Below are 20,721 nucleotides of genomic sequence, written 5' to 3' on the forward strand. Positions count from 1 at the left end.
GAAAGTAAATAGTTACTTTAAAGTGCCTGGTTTACTTTATCCAGGTTTTCCTGCGCCTCCTTCAAACCACCGGCAATAGCTTTCTCAAAGTATTGCTTGGCAGTCTGATAATCTTCCTTCATGGAAGCCAGACAACCGCGGGCATTGTTTGCCTCGGCGCTGTCGCCTGCTTTCAGGAGATATTTCTCTGCACTCACCTTGTCGCCACGTTCGATGGCTGCTGAGGCTGCATTGAGATTGGCAAGTTTATCTTCAGGGAACATTCTTACAGCTATGTCGAAAACATTGTTGAATTCGGCGCTACCCTTAGGATAAGTCTGGGCTACCAGATACATCTCCTGGAGAGAGAGCTTCTGAGGACGGGTCTTGATAACCTCTCTAGCCTTTTCTACATTGAATGCCTGAACATCATATTCTATCGTATAGTCGGTACGGCGAAGTGATGGCCATACATTCTGCAGGAGATAGCGATAAGCCTGAGGAGCCTTCTTGAGCAATGCTTTCTCTTTGGCATCTGGCTGCATGTTGCTGTTGATGATCTCAAGTGCAGCTTCCTTCTGAGGAATCTCATTCTCATTTACATACTTGATGGTTCCTGCCCAGTCCTCTGCTGTAGCTGTGGCCGCAAACAGTTTTGAAGAAATAGGATAGGTCTTCAGGATATGCTTCAAAAGCGCCTGTGTACGGTTATGAGACAACTTGTTGTTGTTGGCATATCCGCCATCTGGTGATGCATAGCCGTGGAGGGTTATCTTGGTGATGGTAACATCCGAATCGTTCTTCACAAGGTCGAGAGTCTTGCGGATATTATCCAGTTCGTTGGCATTGTTGCCCATATCGTACAGGATATCCCACTTGTTCACCTTGAAGTTCAAACGGGCAGAACCATTCTCCTTTCTTGCCTTTACGGCTTCTGCCTTAGGCTGTACATAAGCGTTGAAGAGATTCTTCGGAGTAGAGAATGCACGTCCTTCCGCATTCAGAATACCTTCGTCGAGAAGTTGCTGGTTGCAACCGCAGGCATCATTGCTGATGGCGAAGTTTGAGTTCTTCATCCAGTCGCTGAACGGAGCGGCATATTCATAATGAAGTGTCTGTGCTGTCTTGTTCTTACGGAGTGCCACGATAAGTGGGTCTGCCGTAGCCGTTTTCTGGTTACGCTGATAGTAAATATATCTCTTTTTACCCATCACCTCAACGCTCGGCATGAAGAGCGTATCCTTTTCGTTGAGGATCATTGGGGTATAGATGAGACCTTTGTTGCTGGCAAGCTGAATTTGGTCGAGGTTCAAGTCCATAGCCACTTTCACCTGGTTGCCAACCTTTCTGATTGCCTTATTCTGGATTTTCAGATTCTTGTAAGCCTGCTGGGTATTATCGGCTGATATAGGAAGAGCGATAAGCAAGGCTCCGAACATACTACCTATTATATTATATGTATTCATCTCTGATTCTTTTTAAAAAACATACACTAAGTTGAGGGCTGCTTTCGTCGGGCCCACATAGTTGTGTGCCTTGTCATCTTCAAGTTTATCTCCGCATTGAGCACAGTTAAACTTATCTGCCTTAGAGTAGATATAGCCTACGCCAAGTTCAGCTTCCAGATTCCAATGTTTCGAGAGAGCCCAAGCATAGCCGTAAGCTACACCTGCACCGATAAACCATCCTTCATACCGATAGTCTTTCAGCTTAGAGAAATCAGTGCCCAGGAACTTGAAGTCAAGATCCATGCCACCGATGTTGTGAGATCCACCCAAGGCATGGAAGCCGATGAATGAACCCATCATTTTGTTACAGAACCAGTATCTGGCCTCTGGCTGAACGAGCCAGTGTTTCCATTTCTTGTTCTTTGAAAACGTCCAAGGATTGTAGTTTCCGGATACGTCAAGTGTCCATTTTGGAGAAAGACCGAATTCAACACCCAAGTTCATGGTTGTCGTTGCATCATACAGCAAGTTGGTCTTTACCGCAGCGTTCTGCGCTAGAGCAGGACAGATCAGGCTGCCGAGTGCTACTAACGCAATTAAAATCCTTTTCTTCATACCTCAATTAAACTTTTCTTTTTTTTAAATACATTGAGTGATTTTGAATCACCTTTTACTTTCGTATACTCTTTTATATTTATAATGATCACCAATACCTGAATCTACTGAGAACTCTAGTTTCCTGAAGTTTACTTTCAACTGTTCTTTTTCTCCTTTCAGTTTACTTTCAACTTACTTTTTAGTTCATCTGTATCTCATATCGTTGGTTTTCGGGTGCAAAAGTAGAACGAATATTGGATACAACCAAATTTTTAAGCACTGAAAAATACTGAAAAATGCCATTTTTAGCAAAATAGTACACTGATTTATGCTTAAAATCGTTAAAGTTGCACGATTTTCTGATATTTGAACAAGGATTTCTGATATAATTTGTAATTTTGCAGCCGGAATCAATAGTTCCCTAAAAAATGGCAATTTCCAAGAAAAAGAGCCGTTTGACTTACGAAAGTATAAATAAGATTTCAGAAAATAACCAATACGAAATGAAACTGAAGAATGACATCGTGAACCTGATTGTGAGGGTTGAGCATCATTTATGCCCTCAATATTGTGGTGTGGTAGACCGCCGACGCATTATCGCCTTTCTACTTCTGACGATAAGCGAGCTGATTATCATACCTTATCATATTATGCTCTTTTTGCTGGTGAAAGAACCTTATGGTTTAAGCCTCTGTGGCTTGCATACATTCGTGTTCTGCATCCTGCAGTTCCTGATTTGGAAACGGAAGATAGCTTTCGTGAAGGGTATCTCTTCTCTTTATCTTCTAATGTTCGCCAAACTGGCTCTTGATAGCGTATTTTGCATCAATTTCGGTTTTGCTAATGATGATTTGAGCGTTATCTGCAACCTGTTTGTCATCTTTATCCTGGCTATTACAGCGTTGAGCCAAGCTTTGTATAAGACTTGCGCCATCATCACGGTAGGTATGATACCGATGTTGCTGATATACCTGTTCAGCACTCCGCTTATGCCAGCTCTGTTCAGTCTGAAGACTGTTTTCCTGGGTTTCATGATGCTGGTTTATGTGGCAGTATATAATATGAGTATTGTAACCAAGGGGTTGCGCCAGCCGAAACGGATGGCTCGGGTTGAAAACAAGGCGTTGAATATGCTTGCCGATTTGAAGGATAATCAACCGGAAGCAGCAGAAAGCCTGATGAAGCGTCTGACTCCTGATGTCCGGCAGAAGATTATTACCCATGCTTCTGAACATCTGTATAATGAAGAATTGAATAGAGTGGCATGGGATCTGGTTTGTGATGGGCTTACGTTCAGCGAAAAGGAAATATGCAAGCTGATTCTTCAGGGGCATACTTTAAAGGAAATTTGTGCAGAACTCAATAAGAGTGAATCAAATATCACCAGCCAGCGTTGCCATATCCGCAAAAAGTTGAATATGGACCGTCGCGATGATTTAAGGAGAACCTTGGAAGTAAGGTTCTATGATGCGCAGAAACAAGTAAAAAAGTCAGAAGCCGAGAACTCCTGACTTTTATGGATATTCTTATTTCTTGATCATTATTCTTCCAATCTGAGAAATGCTTTCGGAAGATATTGGATAATGTCGCTGGCGATGAGGCTCTCTTTGCCCAGATCTTTAGCAGCAAGATCGCCAGCCAGACCATGAAGATGCATACCCAGGCGACAGGCATCTTCCTGTTTGTATCCTCTTGCCAGAAGACCGGTGATGATACCTGTCAGTACATCACCGCTGCCTGCTGTAGCCATACCGCTGTTGCCCGTACTGCAGAAATCAATCTTTCCGTCAGGGTGGCAGAGTGCAGAATAATGTCCCTTTAATATAATGTATGCCTGGAGGCGTTCTGCCAGTTCGCTTGCCTTCATCAGTCTTTCGGTACAGCTGCTGCTCGCATTTCCGGCAAGCCGGTCGAACTCCTTCGGATGAGGTGTCATGATGATATTCTTTGGCAACTGCTGCATCCACGCCCTGTGGCTGGAAAGAATATTGAGCGCATCGGCATCAATGACGAGCGGACAGGTAGCACGGCGTAGTTGGGCGATGAGGGCGATGGCTGTTGTCTCGTTCTGTCCCAATCCGGGACCTACGCCCAGCGCATCGAACATCTCTGTATCTACCGGTTCGCTGAATATGGTTTCTTCAGCATCCATCTGCAGTACCGCTTCAGGTACCGAAATCTGCATGATTTCATAATTCCGTTTTGGGGTATGGGCTGTTACCTTGCCCGCACCGGTTCTCAGACAAGCCTTGGTGGCTAATACCGAAGCGCCGCTCATGCCGTAACTTCCCGCTATGAGCAGCGCATTACCCATGCTGCCTTTATGGGCAAAGTCGCTGCGCGATTTCAGGAGCGGACGGATGTCGTTCTCTTCGAGTATGCGGCACCGGCACTCCGTATTCTGGATGAATTCCTGGGAAAGTCGGATGTCGAGAACGCGCAGTCTGCCCAGGTACTGCTGGTTATCCGCCATCAGCATCGACAGTTTCTTCTGCTGCAGGGTAAGGGTCAGAGTGGCACGGATGATGTTGGCATGGATATTATAGGAATTGTCCTCGGTCATCAGTCCCGAAGGGATATCGATGCTTACTACCTTGGCAGGACTCTGGTTGATATATTTCACCATCGCGGCGAATCCGCCAGCCAATGGTTTGTTGAGCCCGCTTCCAAAGAGTCCGTCCACCACCAGTGTTTCTGCATTCAGCTTGGGAGGGTCCAGGTTAGTGGTAATCTCAGTAAATTTCACTCTCTTTGCATCCAGCAGACGCTTCTTGTTGGCAAGACAGTCTGCCGACAGTTTATTCTGCACATTAAAGAGGTATACACTTACATCATATCCATCCTCGCTGAGCATTCTCGCCACAGCAAGTGCATCGCCGCCGTTATTACCCGGACCGGCGAAAACGACCACTGGAGTGCGGTTAGACCATTCCTCTTCTATGGCGCGTGTCAGCGCTTTGGCTGCACGTTCCATCAGGTTGAGCGAACTGATAGGTTCGTGCTCAATGGTGTATTTATCCAACTCATGAATCTGAGCGCTTGTGAAAATCTTCATATTATCTGATAATCTTAGTATTATCTGCGCGAACTGTCATGATAATTTGTCAACTCATGCAGATAAACGGTTATTTTCATGCAAAAGTACAAAAAATAGTTGATGAAAGCACGAAGTTTCATGTTTTTTTCGTAATTTTGCAGAAAATATTATTATAGAACAGACAATGAGCATAGTAAAGATCAAGGATAAGAGCTTCAAGACATCGATTCCTGAGGCTGAGATTCTGAAGAAAGTACAGGTCGTAGCAGACCGTCTGAACAAGGATTATGCAGGCAAGAAACCTGTCTTCCTGGCAGTATTGAACGGCGCATTTATCTTTGCAGCCGACTTGATGCGAATGATTACCGTGCCAAGCGAGATTTCATTCGTGAAGTATGCTTCTTACGAGGGTACCTCCTCTACGGGCAGCATGAAGACCCTGATGGGTTTGAACCAGGATTTGGCAGGCCGCCACGTGGTTATCGTAGAGGACATCGTAGATTCCGGTTTCACCATGGCTCACATGATTGAAGACCTGAAGAAGTTGAACCCAGCTAGCGTTGAGGTTTGTTCCCTCCTCGTGAAACCAGGCAACTTGAAGGTTGATCTTGATATCAACTATGCTGTTATGGAAATCCCTAACGATTTCATCGTGGGATATGGATTGGATTATGACCAAGAAGGCAGAAACCTCCGCGACATCTACACCATTGTAGAAGAATAGGGGGTGAAGCATGTGGGAGAAAATTTTCGCAAGAGGTTCAAGAATGGACTGATTGTTCAAAAACATCTAGGCGCCACACGCCCTGAAAGGGCAGAAGCTCCTAGCCCAGGGCATCGCCCTGGGGATAAAAGCAGTCTACAAGGCGCCCTGTAAGGGCAAAAGCTTTGCGCCCATAATAACTGACACAACATAAATATTTTATATATATATTAAGGTAAAAATGAAAAATATCGTAATTTTCGGCGCTCCAGGTGCAGGTAAAGGCACACAGAGCGACAAGATGATCGAGAAGTATGGTCTCGGTCACATTTCTACAGGTGATGTACTTCGTAACGAAATCAAGAACGGTACAGAACTTGGTAAGACAGCTAAGGGTTATATCGACAATGGTCAGTTGATTCCAGACGAGTTGATGATTGACATCCTCGCAAGTGTATACGATAGCTTCGGTAAGGATCACGCTGGTGTAATCTTCGACGGTTTCCCACGTACCACTCCACAGGCTGAGGCTCTGAAGAAGATGCTTTCTGAGCGTGGTCATAAGATTGCTGCGATGATTGAGTTGGCTGTTCCTGAGGATGAGCTGATGGCTCGCCTGATTAACCGCGGTAAGGAAAGCGGCCGTTCTGATGATAACGAGGAGACTATCAAGAAGCGTCTCAATGTTTATCATACACAGACTGCTCCGCTCATCGACTGGTATGAGAAGGAAGGCATTCATCACCACATCGAGGGTCTCGGTACTGTAGATGAGATCTTCGCTCGTGTTTGCAATGTAATCGACAACTTGTAATCAAGATAAAGAATCTTCCCCGCTATGGTGGGGAAGATTTATTCATTAAATAAAAAGAAAAGAATAAATGGCTGAATCCAATTTCGTAGACTACGTAAAGATACAATGCCGCTCTGGTAAGGGTGGCAAGGGCTCCATGCACCTGCGCCACGTAAAGTACCAGCCTAACGGCGGTCCTGACGGTGGCGACGGCGGACGTGGAGGAAGCATCTATCTCCGCGGCAACCATAACTACTGGACGTTGCTGCACCTCAAGTATCAGCGCCACTTCTTCGCCGAGCATGGTGGAAATGGTGGCCGTGATAAGTGTCATGGAACCGATGGCAAGGATATTTATATCGATGTGCCTTGCGGTACCGTGGTATATAATGCCGAAACAGGCAAGTTTGTATGCGATGTGGCTTATGACGGGCAGGAAGTTCTGCTCCTCAAGGGCGGTCGTGGTGGATTGGGCAACTTCCAGTTCCGTACCTCTACCAACCAGGCTCCTCGCTATGCACAGCCGGGTGAACCTATGCAGGAGATGACCATCATCATGGAGCTTAAGCTCCTTGCCGATGTAGGTCTGGTAGGTTTCCCTAATGCCGGTAAGTCAACTTTGCTGAGTGCCGTATCAAGTGCCCGTCCTAAGATTGCAAACTATCCGTTTACTACGCTCGAACCATCGCTGGGTATCGTAGATTATCGCGATCACCAGAGTTTTGTCATGGCTGATATTCCTGGCATCATCGAGGGCGCGAGCGAAGGAAAAGGTTTGGGCTTGCGATTCCTCCGTCATATTGAGCGCAACTCTCTGCTGCTCTTCATGGTTCCGGGCGATACTGACGACATCAAGAAAGAATATGAAGTATTGCTGGGCGAACTGAAGAACTTCAATCCAGAGATGCTCGACAAGCATCGCGTGCTGGCTATCACCAAGTGCGATCTGCTCGACGAAGAACTGATTGAAATGCTCAAGGAAACTTTGCCTACCGATCTTCCGGTGGTCTTCATCTCGTCTGTTACCGGACAGGGTATCCAGGAACTGAAGGACGTGCTCTGGAAGGAACTCAATTCTGAGAGCAACAAGCTTCAGGAGATTACTGCCGAAGATACGCTTGTTCACCGTGACAAGGATATGTCTCGCTTCCAGCAGGAACTGGCTGCAGAGGGCGAGGATGTAGTAGAATATATTGATGAGGATGAAATCGAGGATGTTGACGACCTCGATGATTTCGAATACGAATAAATGTTATGATCAAAGAATATCAGGTAGCTTCTGGTGTCATGGCTTTCTCTACAACCCGCAAGGGTGGAGTGAGCCAGGGCAACTATGGCGAATTTAATATCAATGAGTTTTGCGGTGATTTTGCCGAGCATGTTGCAGAGAACCGCAAGCGTCTTGCCACAGAGTTGGGTATTGATACAGCCCATATCATCATGCCCCATCAGGTACATGGAGTAGAGGTGCGCAATATTGCCGGTGAGTTTCTCACCATGCCTGAGAATATCCGCAAGATGGTGCTCGAAGGTGTAGATGCCGTGATGACTGACCAGAAAGGTGTATGTATCGGTGTTTCTACTGCCGATTGCATCCCTGTGCTTCTTTATGATGAGGAGCATCAGGCTGTGGCTGCCATCCATGCCGGCTGGCGTGGTACGCTGGCTCGCATCGTGCATAAAACCATTCAGGAGATGGCGTTTACCTATCATACCGACCCGAAGAAGTTGAAGGCAGTGATAGGTCCGGGCATTTCGCTCGACCATTTCGAGGTGGGCGATGAGGTTTACGAGGCGTTCGAGCAGGCAGCTTTCCCTATGGAAGAGATTGCCGAACAGCGTCCTAATGCCGCGTTCTCGGTTGATCCTGCTGAGCGTGAGCGCCTGGCTGCTGAGGGTAATATCGTGCAGCCGCTGAAATGGCATCTCAATCTTCCGCTCTGCAACAGACAGATTCTTCTGCATTGTGGAGTGGCCGAAGAGAATATCCAGGATTGTGGCATCTGTACCTTTGCCCATAGCGATGAGTACTTCTCTGCCAGAAAGCTGGGTATCGAGAGTGGCAGAATCTATACAGGCATCTTGTTGAAGTAAAAGCCTGGTAGCAGGTAAGTATCAGATAGTTTTCAAGATAACATCCATTTTTCCTTTTCTGTAAGAACGGAGAGGGAGAAATGGATGTTTTTCAGTTAATGGTTTATAGTTTATAGAATATTTTGAAAATCAGAAAGAAAAAGTAAATAATGAAAAGAATGAAAAAAGGATTGCGGCTATTGGCTGTGGCAGGACTCATGGTGTTCTCGCTGAGCAGCTTTATGCCCGCTAAAAATGTATTCACGGCAGCCGAACAGCAGCAGGTGAGTATTGCAACACCCGGTCTCTTTGCCCAGAGTCAGGCATTTAATGTAGACTTTGAGATATTCCGTGCAAAGGAATATTCCTTCCCGCTTCCTGTGGGCAAAGCAACCCTTCTGAACAATCATGTGTTGCGTATCTCTACCTCTAAAGGCGATGCTGTCAAGGCGATGCTCGAAGGTTATGTGCGACTTTCCAGAAAGTCGGAATCAATGGGTAATGTCATCGTGGTGCGCCACGATTGCGGTCTGGAAACCGTTTATGCCAACAATGCCGAGAACCTGGTTAAGGTAGGACAGCATGTGGATGCCGGACAGACGATTGCCATTGTAGGCTCTAAGGAGGGTGAAACTTATTGCGATTTCTCTATCATGGTGAATGGCGGTAGGTTGAATCCGGAAACTTTCATAGAGTTGAAATCGCATAAGTTGCGCCGCCAGACGGTGCAGTTCCGCAAGCAGGGTGCTCGTGTCATCGCTTCGGTTATCGGTGGCAAGGATTCTTCTGTAGGAAGAAATGCTGAGGCTGACAAGGAGGCATCTGGCAAGAAAAAGGGTAGAATAGGAGATGGAATGACGCTCGATCCTGATGAGGTTCATGATCCGTTTACCATTACCAATACTTTCGAGCTTGATTTGGAGAAGATAGAAAAGACAGCCTGGGCTTATCCTTTGCCGGGTGCCAAGGTAATCAGTCCTTATGGTGGCAAGCGCCGCCATTCGGGTGTGGATCTCAAGACGTGCCCGAATGATGAGATTGTGGCTGCATTTGACGGTACGGTTGTTGCATCAGGACCCTTCTATGGTTACGGCAACTGCATCCGTATCAGGCATGCTTATGGTTTCGAGACGCTCTACAGTCATCAGAGTAGGAACAAGGTGAAGAAGGGCGATAAGGTAAAGGCTGGTCAGGTAATCGGTTTGACGGGCCGCACCGGTAGGGCTACCACAGAGCACCTCCATTTCGAGGTTAGCTTTGATGGTAGACGACTGGACCCAGCCATCATTTATGACCACGGCAAGCATCAATTGAAGCCTGTAACCCTTCATCTAACGAAGGGCAGGGGCGTAAAGAGTGTAAAGAACCGATAGCCGTTTTACTCTTCACTCTTCACCTTTCGGCCGGAAACCCCTGTGTTTATCGGCATTTCGAGGGGTGAAGAGTGTTTGGGCACTCTTCACTACTCTTCACCTGGAATTTGATGACTGTTTAAGAAGAACAGCCCACTGGCGTCTATGTAGCTAGTGGGCTGTCTTACTTATACCAGTATGCTGTCTTTCGCTTGCCAGTACTCTATTCATGGCTCCCGCTATCAGAAAACAGTTCGCCCGTGCGCTGTTAGCATACAGCACACGGGCGAAACATGTATTTATGATAGAGAAGTATTATTTCTTCTTCTGGGATTTACGATTGGCTCTCTGCTGGCGATACTTTGCCTTCTGACGGGCAGAGCCACTACCGTGAGCACCCGTTATGTACTTTTTCTTCTTGGCTTTGGTCTTCACCTTGTCGTCGTCATCCTTCTTAGGACCACCGCCGCCTTTGAAGACCATACCGCCCATGATAATATCGTCAATGTCACTCATATACCTTAATTATATAATAAATTAGTGATGGAAGAGGCGAACGTGAGTAAACGCCATAGCGATGCCGTACTTGTCGCAGGTATCAATAACATGATCGTCACGGATACTACCGCCTGCTTCTGCTATGTATTCAACACCACTCTTGTGAGCACGCTCAATATTGTCGCCGAATGGGAAGAAAGCATCACTACCTAATGATACACCCTTGTTCTGTGCAATCCAAGCCTTCTTCTCCTCGCGGGTCAATGGCTCAGGCTTCTCAGTAAAGAACTGCTCCCAAACGCCGTCCTGCAATACATCCTCCCACTCATCAGAGATGTAGACATTGATGGTATTGTCGCGGTCGGCACGACGGATCTTCTCCTTGAAAGGCAGGTTCATCACCTTAGGACACTGGCGCAACCACCACTCATCAGCCTTAGAACCAGCCAGACGGGTACAGTGGATACGGCTCTGCTGGCCGGCACCGATACCGATAGCCTGACCATCCTTTACGTAGCATACAGAGTTACTCTGAGTATACTTCAGGGTGATGAGCGAGATAATCAGATCGCGCTTAGCCTCAGGAGTGAAAGTCTTGTTCTTGGTAGGAACATCCTCGAAGAGAGCAGGATCATCAAGCTTCACCTCGTTGCGTCCCTGTTCGAAGGTAACACCGAACACCTGCTTGTGCTCGATAGGAGCTGGCACATAGTCAGGATCAATCTTGATAACGCAGTAGGTACCCTTGCGCTTTTCCTTCAGAATCTCAATAGCCTCAGGAGTATAGCCTGGAGCAATGACACCATCGCTCACCTCACGCTTGATGAGGAGGGCTGTAGCCTCGTCGCATACATCGCTCAGCGCAACAAAGTCGCCATAAGAGCACATGCGGTCAGCGCCACGGGCACGAGCATAGGCACAAGCCAATGGAGAGAGCTCAAACTTGACATCATCAACGAAGTAAATCTTCTTCAATGTGTCGCTCAGAGGCAAGCCGATAGCTGCACCGGCAGGAGAAACGTGTTTGAAACTAGCGGCAGCAGGCATTCCTGTAGCAGCCTTGAGCTCCTTGACCAATTGCCAGGAATTGAAGGCATCCAGGAAGTTGATGTAGCCAGGACGGCCGTTGATCACTTCGATAGGAAGCTCCCTTCCGTCATCCATATAGATGCGAGAAGGTTTCTGATTTGGATTACATCCGTACTTAAGTGCTAATTCTTTCATCTTCTAAGAAATGTATTTTGGAATTTGGCGCAAAGTTACAAAAAATGATTGAGATATTGGACTTCTGTTTCGTAAAAAGCCCTAAAAAACAGCATTTTTATGATATAAAGCATTTTTTTTACCCCAAAACATAAAAAAGTCGGGAAAAATGTACTCTGTTTCATTCTTTTTCAGTACTTTTGCTCCCAGTTAGTAAATATGAGAGGATTGTTATGAAACAGGATTTGAAAGTCCTTGCTGAACACATAGAAAAGAAGGTTGGCAAGGCTCATGTTTTCCACAAAATGTGGGATGTTTTGAAAGGGAAGGAGAAGCCTTCCCGCCAGACTTTGGACAAGCTGGCGCTGCTTGCCGGATTCCAGAGTTGGGATGATTTCCAAGGTGCTTTACACGGCACGGAGGATGGGCTCGTGAATTATGATGCGGGCGAAAAATAAAAGAATGGAGCATGGTTGGTTTAGTAGGCAGCCATGATTTATTGAATCGTAAAGAATAGTTGTTTTTCGGTATAAGATTGTAGATATAAAAAAGGGAATCCGGTCGTGAGACTGGATTCCCTTTATTTTTTCTGATTAGGTCTCCTAAGAAAAATTATTCTGCACCCTTAGTTACAGTCTTCTTCTCAGCGATACGAGCCTTCTTACCAGTAAGCTTACGCAAGTAATACAACTTAGCGCGACGAACCTTACCACGCTTGTTCACCTCGATAGAATCGATAGCTGGTGACTCGATAGGGAAGATACGCTCAACACCTACAGTACCAGACATCTTGCGAACTGTAAAACGCTTCTTGTCACCATGACCAGAGATCTTGATAACAACACCACGATAGAGCTGGATACGCTCCTTAGTACCCTCGACGATTTTGTAAGCGACTGTGATAGTATCACCTGCCTTGAACTCAGGGAACTTCTTGCCGGTTGCAAATGCTTCTTCAGCAACTTTAATCAAATCCATTTTTTGTATAAAATTAAAAATTGTTTGTCGTTCCAACGCAACATGGACTTGGACAACACTTCTGCCCAGACAACAGCGGTTACGCCGAAAAGCGGGTGCAAAGTTACTACTTTTTCTTGTATCTCGCAAATTTTCAGACACTTTCTTTCTTTTTTCTCGCAGATTTAACTATTTTTCTTTCTGGTCAGCGTCTTTTCCCACAGATTTCACGGATTTCACAGATTTATTTTGTATTTTTGCACTCCAAAACATTAAGATAACAATAAATATGAAGAAAAAGAATGGTATGAAGGTGGCACTTGCATCAACGGTGATGCTGCTGATGACAAGTCCGGCTTTCGCCCAGAAATACAAGGTGGCGAAGGTGGAGAGAACCCGAATATTGGTTGATCAGAAATGGGATGCACAGCCTGATGCTGAGGCTGCCAGGTTTATCGCTCCTTATAAGAGTAAGGTAGACAGTATCATGGGCCCTGTTGTAGGTCATATTGCTCATGATATGACCCGTCACCGTCCGGAGAGCGAACTCAGTAACTTGCTCTGTGACATTCTGGTATGGGGTGGCAAGCAGTTTGAAGAACAGCCTGTTTTCGCTGTTTACAATATGGGTGGCATCCGTTCTAATCTTGCCAAGGGAAAGGTTACTATAGGCGATGTGAACGATATGGCTCCTTTCGAGAACAAAATCTGTTTCCTGACCCTGAAGGGCGATAAGGTTCTGGAACTCTTCCAGCAGATAGCTCATCGTGGCGGCGAAGGCTTGAGCCATGCTGTAAGAATGGTCATCACCAAGGATGGCAAGCTGAAGAGCGTTACGCTGAACGGTGAACCTGTTGATCCGGAGAAGAGTTACCGCGTTGCAACCCTCGATTATCTTGCCGAAGGTAATGACCAGCTCGTAGCCTTCAAGAGCGGAACCGATGTCTTTGCTCCTAAGCAGAAAGAGAACAATGTGCGCTACATCATCATGAATTATTTCCGTGAGATGCAGGCACAGGGCAAGGAGGTGAAATCTAAGATTGAAGGCCGCTGCGTGGTAGAATAGTTAATAGTTTATAGTTGATAATTCTGATGAAACATACATTATTATATATAGGTCTGGCTCTGGCATCCTTCATGATGCAGCCGGCAGCCGTTCAGGCTAAAGCTAAGAAAGAGGCAAAGGTGGTAAAGCAACTCGTAGTGCTCCATACCAACGATACGCATTCATGCGTAATGCCCATCAATCCGAATCTCGCAGATACCGCAACAGCAAATCGTGGCGGTTTCCTCCGTAGAGTGGCGATGATCAGTCAGGAACGTAAGGCGAATCCCGACTTGCTGCTCTTTGACAGTGGCGATTTCTCACAGGGTTCACCTTATTACTCTCTCTTCAAGGGAGATGTGGAAGTTGGACTGATGAACGAGATGAAATATGATGCTGCTACCATCGGCAACCATGAGTTTGATTTCGGAATAGACAACATGGTGCGCATCTTCAAGATGGCGAAGTTTCCTATCGTCTGCTCCAACTATGATTTCACCGGTACCGAACTGGCAGATGTCGTAAAGCCTTATACCATTATCAGGCGTAAGGGACTGAAGATTGGCGTTTTCGGCTTGTGTCCGGAACTTGCCGGCTTGGTAATCGAAGCCAACTATGGCTGCATCAAGTATCTCGATCCTATCGCCAAGGCAAAGGAAATGACAGAGATATTGAAGAAGAAAGAGAAGTGTGATGTCATCATCTGTATCTCCCACCTGGGCTGGAAGATAGATGGCATCGACGATTCTGAGGTAGCCCCAGCCACCCGTGACATCGACCTGATACTGGGCGGTCATAGCCATACCTACTTCAAGCAGTTGGAGTATCTGAATAACCTCGATGGCAAACCAGTGCCAGTCGACCAGAACGGCAAGAGCGCCATCTGGGTCGGAAAAATGACATTGGATATTGTGAAGAATAAATAAAAGAAGAAGGTTGATACCGGGCAAAATGCGAGGTATCAACCTTTTCTTTTATTATCTATTCCTAAAACGTTAATCTTTTCTCAAATCCTTATTCCTTGTTGGAAGAAGCATAGAGACCGATGCAGGCACCGAGGAAGCCACCGCTCTTCTGGGTGCTCAGGTTAGATGCATCTACACCCTTGGCAAGAAGCTGCCAGCTGCCGCCTTCTTCAGCATAATAGAAATCATAATATCTGTCATGACCTTCTACCTTCAGCTTCAGCTTACCTCCCTTGATAGGAGCAGAAGCGATAGTTACGTTGTTCTTCTCGGCACGGGTCAGGGTAATCATCAGCTTGCCATTCTTCATGGTCTTACCCAATACGAAGTTGTGGTCTTCCTTCTGGAGAAGTGCCAAGCCTGCGATATCCTTGTCGTTGCGAGGAGTAAAGTTGATTTCTGTCTCAGCTGTGAAGGTGCCGTGCTGCTGACGTGCCCAGATGGCAGACATCGGTTCACGCTTGTAGATGTTGCCTGGCAGGAGATTGAACTTCAATTTGCCGTTTTCTACCTTGTAACAGTCAACGAAGTCACGGAGGAACATCCAGCGTGGATTCAACTCTTTCAGACCCACCTTATTGTTATCTACATCGAAGTTATCCACATAAGAGAAGTTGCCTGAGAACTCATTCTTTGCGGCAGGCTTCAAACCAGCCTTCTCTCCAACGGTAGAGATAGGAGTATTCTTGGCAAGAATCTCTGGCCATCCATTCTTCCAGGTTACAGGCAGGAGATAAGTATCGCGACCTGTGTTGTACATATCCTCTTCATAAGGACGGCAAGCCAGGAATACAGCCCACCAGTTACCCTTGCCATCTTCTACGATGTCGGCATGACCGGCACTTGATACTGGGTCCTTGCGGTTAGGGTCGAGACCGGTACGCTGGGTAAGAATAGGGTTGTTAGGGCATTCCACCCATGGTCCCATCGGATTCTTGGCACGCAGGATAACCTCGCTGTGCCATCCGCCTGTACCACCTTCTGCGCACATCAGATAATAGAACTTGCCCTTCTTGAAGAGGTGAGGACCCTCAATCCAGATAGGACGCGCCTCTACATGGGTTCCGCCACGCAGAATCTCCTTGAAGTCGCCCTTGATGCTGTCGCCCTTCACGTCGAATTCGAAGCAGCGGATAGCACGCTGACCCTCATAGTCGGCACCGCCAACTACTGGACCGTTATGTACGATATATCCCTTTCCGTTGTCATCGAAGAAGAAGCTAGGGTCGATGCCGTCAATCTTCTTCAGATAGATAGGCTCGCTCCAGCCTTTGGAAGGATCTTTTGATTTCACAAAGAAGTTGCCGGCTCCCACATTGGTGGTAATCATATAGAAGGTCTTGTTCTTCTTGTTATAGCTGATGGCTGGTGCGAAGATACCGGCTGATACCTGCTGGCCCTTCAATGGAACCTGTGATGTGCGGTCGAGAACATGACCGGCTGGCTGCCAGTTGACCAGGTCTTTACTGGTTGAGAGAGGCACACCTGGGAAGAAGGTAAACGAAGAGTTTACCAGATAGTAGGTGTCGCCTACGCGACAGAGTGATGGGTCTGGATAGAAACCAGCCAGTACCGGGTTGTAATACTGGTGAGTCTTGTCGATTTCAACATTGAAGCGAGCGTCATTTCCCGCATACTTGAAATAGTCAAACTCAGCTGTCTGCGCCTGTGCAGCGGCTGCAAGCGTCAGGGAAAGCGATAAGATTGCAATTTTTTTCATTTTATTATTGGGTTTAAAATTACAGAATGAGTATCTGAACTCATGGCTGAAACATGTATTCAGAATTCTGCTGCAAAGTTACCGCTTTCCTTTTAAATATACCCCCACAGAATGTTACCAACACTTTGCGAGGCGTATCATAAGCTTCTCTATTTGTAACAAATACTTTATTATGGGAAACATCTGGCCTTTTCTGCAGTGAAAAGGCTAGATTTTCCGGTGTGCCTGCATATAATCGCGAGGCGAAGAGCCATAAAAGTTCTTGAACATGGTGCTGAAGCTGGATGGGTTGGAGAAACCGCAGCTAAACATGATGTCTGTTATCGTCTTGTTAGAGTGGCTCAGCAACTTTTCGGCATATTGCAGACGGGTATTGCGGATGAAGGCATGTGGTGTCTGGTTGGTCAGTTCCTTCATTCGGCGGTGCAGATGCACACGGCTCAGTCCTACTTCGCGGGCAATCATATCCACACTCAGGTCCTCATTATCCATGTTATCATTGATAACCTTCATCACCTGTTCCATCAGCTGGTCTTTTGGCGAAAGGGTTTTTTCTATCGCAATCTGCCTGTCGCTCTGTCTCTCGTTGCCCATAAACTTGTTTCTCAAAGTACGGCGCACGTTGAGCAGGTTGATGATGGTGCGGCGCAGAATGTCCATATTGAACGGCTTCACCACATAGGCATCGGCACCCGACTGCAAACCGGTCAGCTGGTCTTCCTCTCTGCTCATCGCTGTAAGCAGAATCACCGGAATGTGGTTGGTGTTCACATTGTTCTTAATCTTGGTACAGAGTGTATTGCCGTCCATTTCTGGCATCATGATGTCTGAGATAACGAGGCTTGGCTTCTGCTTGATAATCTCCGGCAGCGCCTCCTTTCCGTTGCAGAAGGTAAGGATATTGTAGGTTTCCTGTAGTTGGGTCTTCAGGAAATTACGTATTGCCTCATCGTCTTCTACCACAGCGATGGTGCTCTTTACCTTGCTCTTGAAATCTTCTTCGGCGTCATTGGCTGTATCGGCAGCATTCTCTTCGTTTCCTTCCTCCATGTTTTCTTCCAGTTCCTTGATGTCTTCAGCAGTCTGTGGCTCCGGTGCATCTATCATTTCTTCCGGTTTCAGATGCTCGTTGCCCAGAGGCAGTGTGATGAGGAACTGGCTTCCTTCCTTCCAGTCGGCTTCATCAAGTGTCTTGTTGTTGGCGGCTGTAATGGTTCCGTAGTGCAGCTCCACGAGTGAGCGCGTCAGGTCGAGACCGATTCCCGTACCTACATTCCGGTCATTAGAAGTGGTGGTACTCTGATAGAAGCGCTGGAAAATCGTTTCGAGCTTTTCCTCCTGAATGCCCTTGCCGCTGTCCTTGATGGCGATGCGGACATGATGAGGCGAGTGGGAGAGGGTGATACGGATTCTGCCGCCTGCAGGAGTAAACTTGAAGGCGTTTGACAGGACATTCATCAATACCTTGTCAAAGTTGTCGCGGTCTATCCATACCGGGAGAGTTTCGTCTTCGTGCTCAAAGGTGAAGTGGATGCTCTTGGCTATCGCCTGCTGGCAGAAGAGTTTGTATTCATCGCCAATAAAGGCAACCATATCGGTTTCGCTCATGTGCATCACCATCTGTCCCTTGTCAATCTTTCTCAGGTCCATCATCTGGTTAATCAGGTGCAGGATTCGTTCCGAGTTCTTGCGCATCATATCGTAGATGCCCTGTCGGTGAGCGTCTTTGTCTTCCTTAATCAGCGTGAACAGCGGAGTGAGGATAAGGGTCAATGGGGTACGGATTTCGTGGCTGATGTTCATGAAGAACTTCAGTTTTGCTTCGCCCATCTCTTCCGCATGGATATGCTGCTGCAATATGAGCTGGTCTTCCATCTTGCGTTTGCGGTGCTTGATATAGAGCAGACAGAGCCCCAGGAAGGCAAGCAGATAGCAGATTCTTGCCCAAATGCTGGCGTACCAGGCTGGGTGAATGATGATGGAGAACTCCTTGACAGGGGTTTCGTATCCGTTGCAGATGGCCTTGACACGGAACTTATAGGTACCTGCTGGCATGTGTGAGAATGACAGCTCGTTCATGCCAGACTGTATGGTTCGCCAATCCTCACCATTGATGCTGTAGGCGTAACTGATCTGCTCTACATTATTATATGTAAGAGTAGACAGGTGGATGGTGAAGGTGTTGTCTTCATGAGATAAGGAGAACTTGTCGCTGTTGTAGACGCCTTTGTCGGTGATAGTATAGATGCCCGATTCCATATCCGGGTATACAGGTTTGTTGCCCACAAGAAGTCCTGATATGGTAACTTTTGCCTGCCAAGGATGCTGTTTCACCTTGTCCGTATCAAACCAGTTGATACCGCCGGTTCCGCCCATCACCAGCATCTTTCCTCCCCAGAGCGTGCAGGCTGCTGCATCGCTGAACTCATTGCTCTGTAAGCCATTGTCCGAGAAGTACTTGTTGATAGTTCCTTTTTCTGTATCTACCTGGTTTAAGCCACAGGTAGTTCCTATCCAGATTCTGCCCTTGTAATCTTCTATGATGCTGGTTACGCTGTTGTCAGAAAGTCCAAGTTCTGTGTTATAAATCTTCGGATGAGCATATCCCTTCTTCGGATCATAGCAGATTGCGCCGTCTTCTGTGCCAAACCATACACGGTTCTTGCTGTCAGAATAAACGCAATGAGAGAAACTGCCCTTGTTCAGACAGTTGACGCCACCGAAAGTTGAAGTCCAGCTGTTTTTTTGCTGGTCATAGCAAGCCAGACCCACAGAAGTGGCTACGAAAACCCGCTTACCATCTTTTGAGATGCTAAGATTTATGAGGTAATCATTAGGAATACTGTTCTTTTTCAGGTTGTTGTCGGCACCATCTTGTGCTTCCCATTGCTTGATGCTTCCATCTGGAGAAAGGCGGAAAAGTCCTTTGCCCATGGTAGCAAACCATACATTGCCCTGCGGGTCTTCCTGGATATCGAAGATGCCCGCCTGGTTGCCAATGCCTAGGCTGAATGGATGGAAAGATCCCCCCGCATCTATCAATCCGATGCCGTCAGTATAGGTTCCTACCCATGTTCTGCCTTTCTTGTCTTTGCAGAGTGCCAGTACCGTGGTGTTGCTTAATAAATGGCTCTTGATGCTACCGGTTTTTATGTCAAAGAGGTAAAGACCATCCTTGTCGGTGCCCACCCAGACTTGATCGCCCTGGTTGGCACACAGACTTGTGATGCTGTTTTCGCCTATCACGTTGCGGCTGTCCAAACGGTAGCCCATATAGTTGAAATCGCATTGAGCCTGCGACTGCATGAATACGCCCTTCTGGAGCATGCTCACCCAGATGTTTCCCGTAAAATCTTCTATAATGCTGGTAATCTTGCTCTTGGCAAGATTTACTTCATGGCAGAACAGAGGATTATTTTGCAAGAATCCTGTTACAGGATTATACACGAAGATACCCATACCATCGCAACCGATAAACAAGTGCTGGTCACGGCTGATATAGATGTTGTCAATAGGAAGATTGCCTATGCCGGCTATCTTGGTGAAGATGGTTGAACCTGCCTTGAGAAGGTAAACGCCATCATTCTTGGTGGCAAGATAGATGTTGCCCTTCTTGTCTTGCCTGATATCTTGCGCCTCAGCGTTTTCAGTGCCTGCGAAATTGGAAACAATCTTGCCGTTCTTTTCTTTCCGATACAGCTTTCCGTTTTCCAGGATAATCCAGAGCCTTTCTTGTTTGTCTTCCAATATCTTGTGTACAAACTTCAGCTTCTCTACTTCTCCTTTCATGGTGTAACAGGCGTTTGCATCTATTTTCTTGGTCATGATGCCGTAACCGGAGGTAACGACAGCAATATCGCCATTGTGCAAACGGCTTACCTGGGTAACGTAAGTGTTTATAGGCTTATTTCTTGAATCGAGCATAGGTACGTTGCAGAACCTTTTACCATTAAGTATAAGTAGCGACTTGTTAGTTCCCAGCACAATACGCCCCTTTTCATCCTGTGTTATACAGTTGATATAGTTGCTGTTGAGCCCGTTACTGTTGTTGTAGGCTTTTCTGATGACCATAAAGTTATAGCCATCATAGATATTCAAGCCGTTACGGGTGGCAATCCAAATGAAACCATTTGAATCCTGGAACACCTGAGTGGCAAGGTTGCTCGAAAGCTGGTTGTCTGAATTGAAAAGTTTTCCTCGCTGCGCCATCATGTTCTGCGCAGTGAGACTGAAGATAAACATCAGTAAAAGACCGATGTATCTCATTGTTCTGAGGTTTGATTTCATGGAAATCATCATGATTCTTGGTTTCATTGTCTTTTGGCTTTTTTATATTCGTTTGCAAAAATAC

General features: G+C 46.6%; 17 protein-coding genes. 9 read left to right on the forward strand and 8 right to left on the reverse strand.

Annotated elements, in window-relative coordinates; genetic code table 11:
- Positions 1-17: 17 nt before the first annotated feature.
- Together ONT18_RS14835 and ONT18_RS14840 are read right to left on the reverse strand one after the other, a co-directional pair.
- Entirely contained in the window at positions 18-1,445 is a 1,428-nt protein-coding gene (locus tag ONT18_RS14835; RefSeq protein WP_264906415.1) for a DUF3868 domain-containing protein, read from the reverse strand.
- A gap of 12 nt (positions 1,446-1,457) precedes the next feature.
- On the reverse strand, positions 1,458-2,042 hold the full coding sequence (locus ONT18_RS14840) for a DUF3575 domain-containing protein (RefSeq protein ID WP_119228762.1): 585 nt from the start codon (positions 2,040-2,042) through the stop codon (positions 1,458-1,460).
- Between the two features lie 485 nt (positions 2,043-2,527).
- Here ONT18_RS14840 and ONT18_RS14845 point away from each other — a divergent pair, with 485 nt between their 5' ends.
- Entirely contained in the window at positions 2,528-3,535 is a 1,008-nt protein-coding gene (locus ONT18_RS14845; RefSeq protein ID WP_264906417.1) for a transcriptional regulator, read from the forward strand.
- Positions 3,536-3,564: 29 nt separating this feature from the next.
- Here ONT18_RS14845 and ONT18_RS14850 read toward each other — a convergent pair whose 3' ends face one another.
- Positions 3,565-5,079 carry an NAD(P)H-hydrate dehydratase gene (locus tag ONT18_RS14850; RefSeq protein ID WP_203068548.1) on the reverse strand — a complete coding sequence of 505 codons (1,515 nt, stop codon included), beginning with the start codon at positions 5,077-5,079 and terminating at the stop codon, positions 3,565-3,567.
- 166 nt (positions 5,080-5,245) lie between these two features.
- Here ONT18_RS14850 and hpt point away from each other — a divergent pair, with 166 nt between their 5' ends.
- From hpt to ONT18_RS14875, 5 genes are all read left to right on the forward strand, one after another.
- Positions 5,246-5,785: a hypoxanthine phosphoribosyltransferase gene (gene hpt / locus ONT18_RS14855; RefSeq protein WP_117727201.1), complete on the forward strand. Its 540-nt coding sequence runs from the start codon at positions 5,246-5,248 to the stop codon at positions 5,783-5,785.
- 220 nt (positions 5,786-6,005) lie between these two features.
- Positions 6,006-6,578 carry an adenylate kinase gene (locus ONT18_RS14860; RefSeq protein ID WP_022122168.1) on the forward strand — a complete coding sequence of 191 codons (573 nt, stop codon included), beginning with the start codon at positions 6,006-6,008 and terminating at the stop codon, positions 6,576-6,578.
- A 67-nt stretch (positions 6,579-6,645) separates the two neighbouring features.
- Positions 6,646-7,806: a GTPase ObgE gene (gene obgE, locus ONT18_RS14865; RefSeq protein WP_006848787.1), complete on the forward strand. Its 1,161-nt coding sequence runs from the start codon at positions 6,646-6,648 to the stop codon at positions 7,804-7,806.
- A 5-nt stretch (positions 7,807-7,811) separates the two neighbouring features.
- Positions 7,812-8,651 carry a peptidoglycan editing factor PgeF gene (pgeF, locus tag ONT18_RS14870; RefSeq protein ID WP_264906421.1) on the forward strand — a complete coding sequence of 280 codons (840 nt, stop codon included), beginning with the start codon at positions 7,812-7,814 and terminating at the stop codon, positions 8,649-8,651.
- A gap of 158 nt (positions 8,652-8,809) precedes the next feature.
- Positions 8,810-10,003 (forward strand): M23 family metallopeptidase, encoded by a 1,194-nt coding sequence (locus ONT18_RS14875; protein ID WP_264906423.1) that lies wholly within the window; start codon positions 8,810-8,812, stop codon positions 10,001-10,003.
- Positions 10,004-10,297: 294 nt separating this feature from the next.
- On the opposite strand, the gene ONT18_RS14880 is transcribed toward ONT18_RS14875, so the two are convergent.
- A complete protein-coding gene (locus tag ONT18_RS14880) occupies positions 10,298-10,498 on the reverse strand; it encodes a hypothetical protein (RefSeq protein ID WP_006848784.1) in 201 nt (66 codons plus the stop codon).
- 21 nt (positions 10,499-10,519) lie between these two features.
- Complete coding sequence (locus ONT18_RS14885) at positions 10,520-11,704, reverse strand: phosphoribosylaminoimidazolecarboxamide formyltransferase (RefSeq protein WP_233401169.1); 1,185 nt, start codon at positions 11,702-11,704, stop codon at positions 10,520-10,522.
- Positions 11,705-11,916: 212 nt separating this feature from the next.
- Between ONT18_RS14885 and ONT18_RS14890 the strand changes: the two genes are divergently transcribed.
- Positions 11,917-12,141, forward strand: a complete 225-nt coding sequence (locus tag ONT18_RS14890; protein ID WP_022122172.1) for a hypothetical protein — start codon at positions 11,917-11,919, stop codon at positions 12,139-12,141.
- A 154-nt stretch (positions 12,142-12,295) separates the two neighbouring features.
- On the opposite strand, the gene rplS is transcribed toward ONT18_RS14890, so the two are convergent.
- The gene (gene rplS, locus ONT18_RS14895; protein WP_264906426.1) at positions 12,296-12,661 is read right to left on the reverse strand and encodes a 50S ribosomal protein L19; all 366 of its coding nucleotides are present in this window, start codon (positions 12,659-12,661) and stop codon (positions 12,296-12,298) included.
- 268 nt (positions 12,662-12,929) lie between these two features.
- Between rplS and ONT18_RS14900 the strand changes: the two genes are divergently transcribed.
- Positions 12,930-13,706 (forward strand): 5'-nucleotidase C-terminal domain-containing protein, encoded by a 777-nt coding sequence (locus ONT18_RS14900; protein WP_264906428.1) that lies wholly within the window; start codon positions 12,930-12,932, stop codon positions 13,704-13,706.
- Positions 13,707-13,777: 71 nt separating this feature from the next.
- Entirely contained in the window at positions 13,778-14,611 is an 834-nt protein-coding gene (locus ONT18_RS14905) for a bifunctional metallophosphatase/5'-nucleotidase (RefSeq protein WP_264906894.1), read from the forward strand.
- Positions 14,612-14,699: 88 nt separating this feature from the next.
- Here the strand turns inward: ONT18_RS14905 and ONT18_RS14910 are convergent, their stop codons facing one another.
- Together ONT18_RS14910 and ONT18_RS14915 are read right to left on the reverse strand one after the other, a co-directional pair.
- Positions 14,700-16,370, reverse strand: a complete 1,671-nt coding sequence (locus ONT18_RS14910) for a glycoside hydrolase family 43 protein (protein WP_264906430.1) — start codon at positions 16,368-16,370, stop codon at positions 14,700-14,702.
- Between the two features lie 207 nt (positions 16,371-16,577).
- Positions 16,578-20,684, reverse strand: coding sequence for a hybrid sensor histidine kinase/response regulator transcription factor (locus ONT18_RS14915; protein WP_264906432.1), 4,107 nt, complete (start codon positions 20,682-20,684; stop codon positions 16,578-16,580).
- Between the last annotated feature and the right edge of the window lie 37 nt (positions 20,685-20,721).

Origin of the sequence: Segatella copri (assembly GCF_026015295.1) — a bacterium.
GTDB lineage: Bacteria > Bacteroidota > Bacteroidia > Bacteroidales > Bacteroidaceae > Prevotella > Prevotella copri_C.

Excerpts from the sequence above, each read along its gene's own strand:
- ONT18_RS14835 (WP_264906415.1), bottom strand. The coding sequence starts at position 1,445 with ATGAATACATATAATATAATAGGTAGTATGTTCGGAGCCTTGCTTATC.
- ONT18_RS14840 (WP_119228762.1), bottom strand. The coding sequence starts at position 2,042 with ATGAAGAAAAGGATTTTAATTGCGTTAGTAGCACTCGGCAGCCTGATC.
- ONT18_RS14845 (WP_264906417.1), top strand. The coding sequence starts at position 2,528 with ATGAAACTGAAGAATGACATCGTGAACCTGATTGTGAGGGTTGAGCAT.
- ONT18_RS14850 (WP_203068548.1), bottom strand. The coding sequence starts at position 5,079 with ATGAAGATTTTCACAAGCGCTCAGATTCATGAGTTGGATAAATACACC.
- hpt (WP_117727201.1), top strand. The coding sequence starts at position 5,246 with ATGAGCATAGTAAAGATCAAGGATAAGAGCTTCAAGACATCGATTCCT.
- ONT18_RS14860 (WP_022122168.1), top strand. The coding sequence starts at position 6,006 with ATGAAAAATATCGTAATTTTCGGCGCTCCAGGTGCAGGTAAAGGCACA.
- obgE (WP_006848787.1), top strand. The coding sequence starts at position 6,646 with ATGGCTGAATCCAATTTCGTAGACTACGTAAAGATACAATGCCGCTCT.
- pgeF (WP_264906421.1), top strand. The coding sequence starts at position 7,812 with ATGATCAAAGAATATCAGGTAGCTTCTGGTGTCATGGCTTTCTCTACA.
- ONT18_RS14875 (WP_264906423.1), top strand. The coding sequence starts at position 8,810 with ATGAAAAAAGGATTGCGGCTATTGGCTGTGGCAGGACTCATGGTGTTC.
- ONT18_RS14880 (WP_006848784.1), bottom strand. The coding sequence starts at position 10,498 with ATGAGTGACATTGACGATATTATCATGGGCGGTATGGTCTTCAAAGGC.
- ONT18_RS14885 (WP_233401169.1), bottom strand. The coding sequence starts at position 11,704 with ATGAAAGAATTAGCACTTAAGTACGGATGTAATCCAAATCAGAAACCT.
- ONT18_RS14890 (WP_022122172.1), top strand. The coding sequence starts at position 11,917 with ATGAAACAGGATTTGAAAGTCCTTGCTGAACACATAGAAAAGAAGGTT.
- rplS (WP_264906426.1), bottom strand. The coding sequence starts at position 12,661 with ATGGATTTGATTAAAGTTGCTGAAGAAGCATTTGCAACCGGCAAGAAG.
- ONT18_RS14900 (WP_264906428.1), top strand. The coding sequence starts at position 12,930 with ATGAAGAAAAAGAATGGTATGAAGGTGGCACTTGCATCAACGGTGATG.
- ONT18_RS14905 (WP_264906894.1), top strand. The coding sequence starts at position 13,778 with ATGATGCAGCCGGCAGCCGTTCAGGCTAAAGCTAAGAAAGAGGCAAAG.
- ONT18_RS14910 (WP_264906430.1), bottom strand. The coding sequence starts at position 16,370 with ATGAAAAAAATTGCAATCTTATCGCTTTCCCTGACGCTTGCAGCCGCT.
- ONT18_RS14915 (WP_264906432.1), bottom strand. The coding sequence starts at position 20,684 with ATGAAACCAAGAATCATGATGATTTCCATGAAATCAAACCTCAGAACA.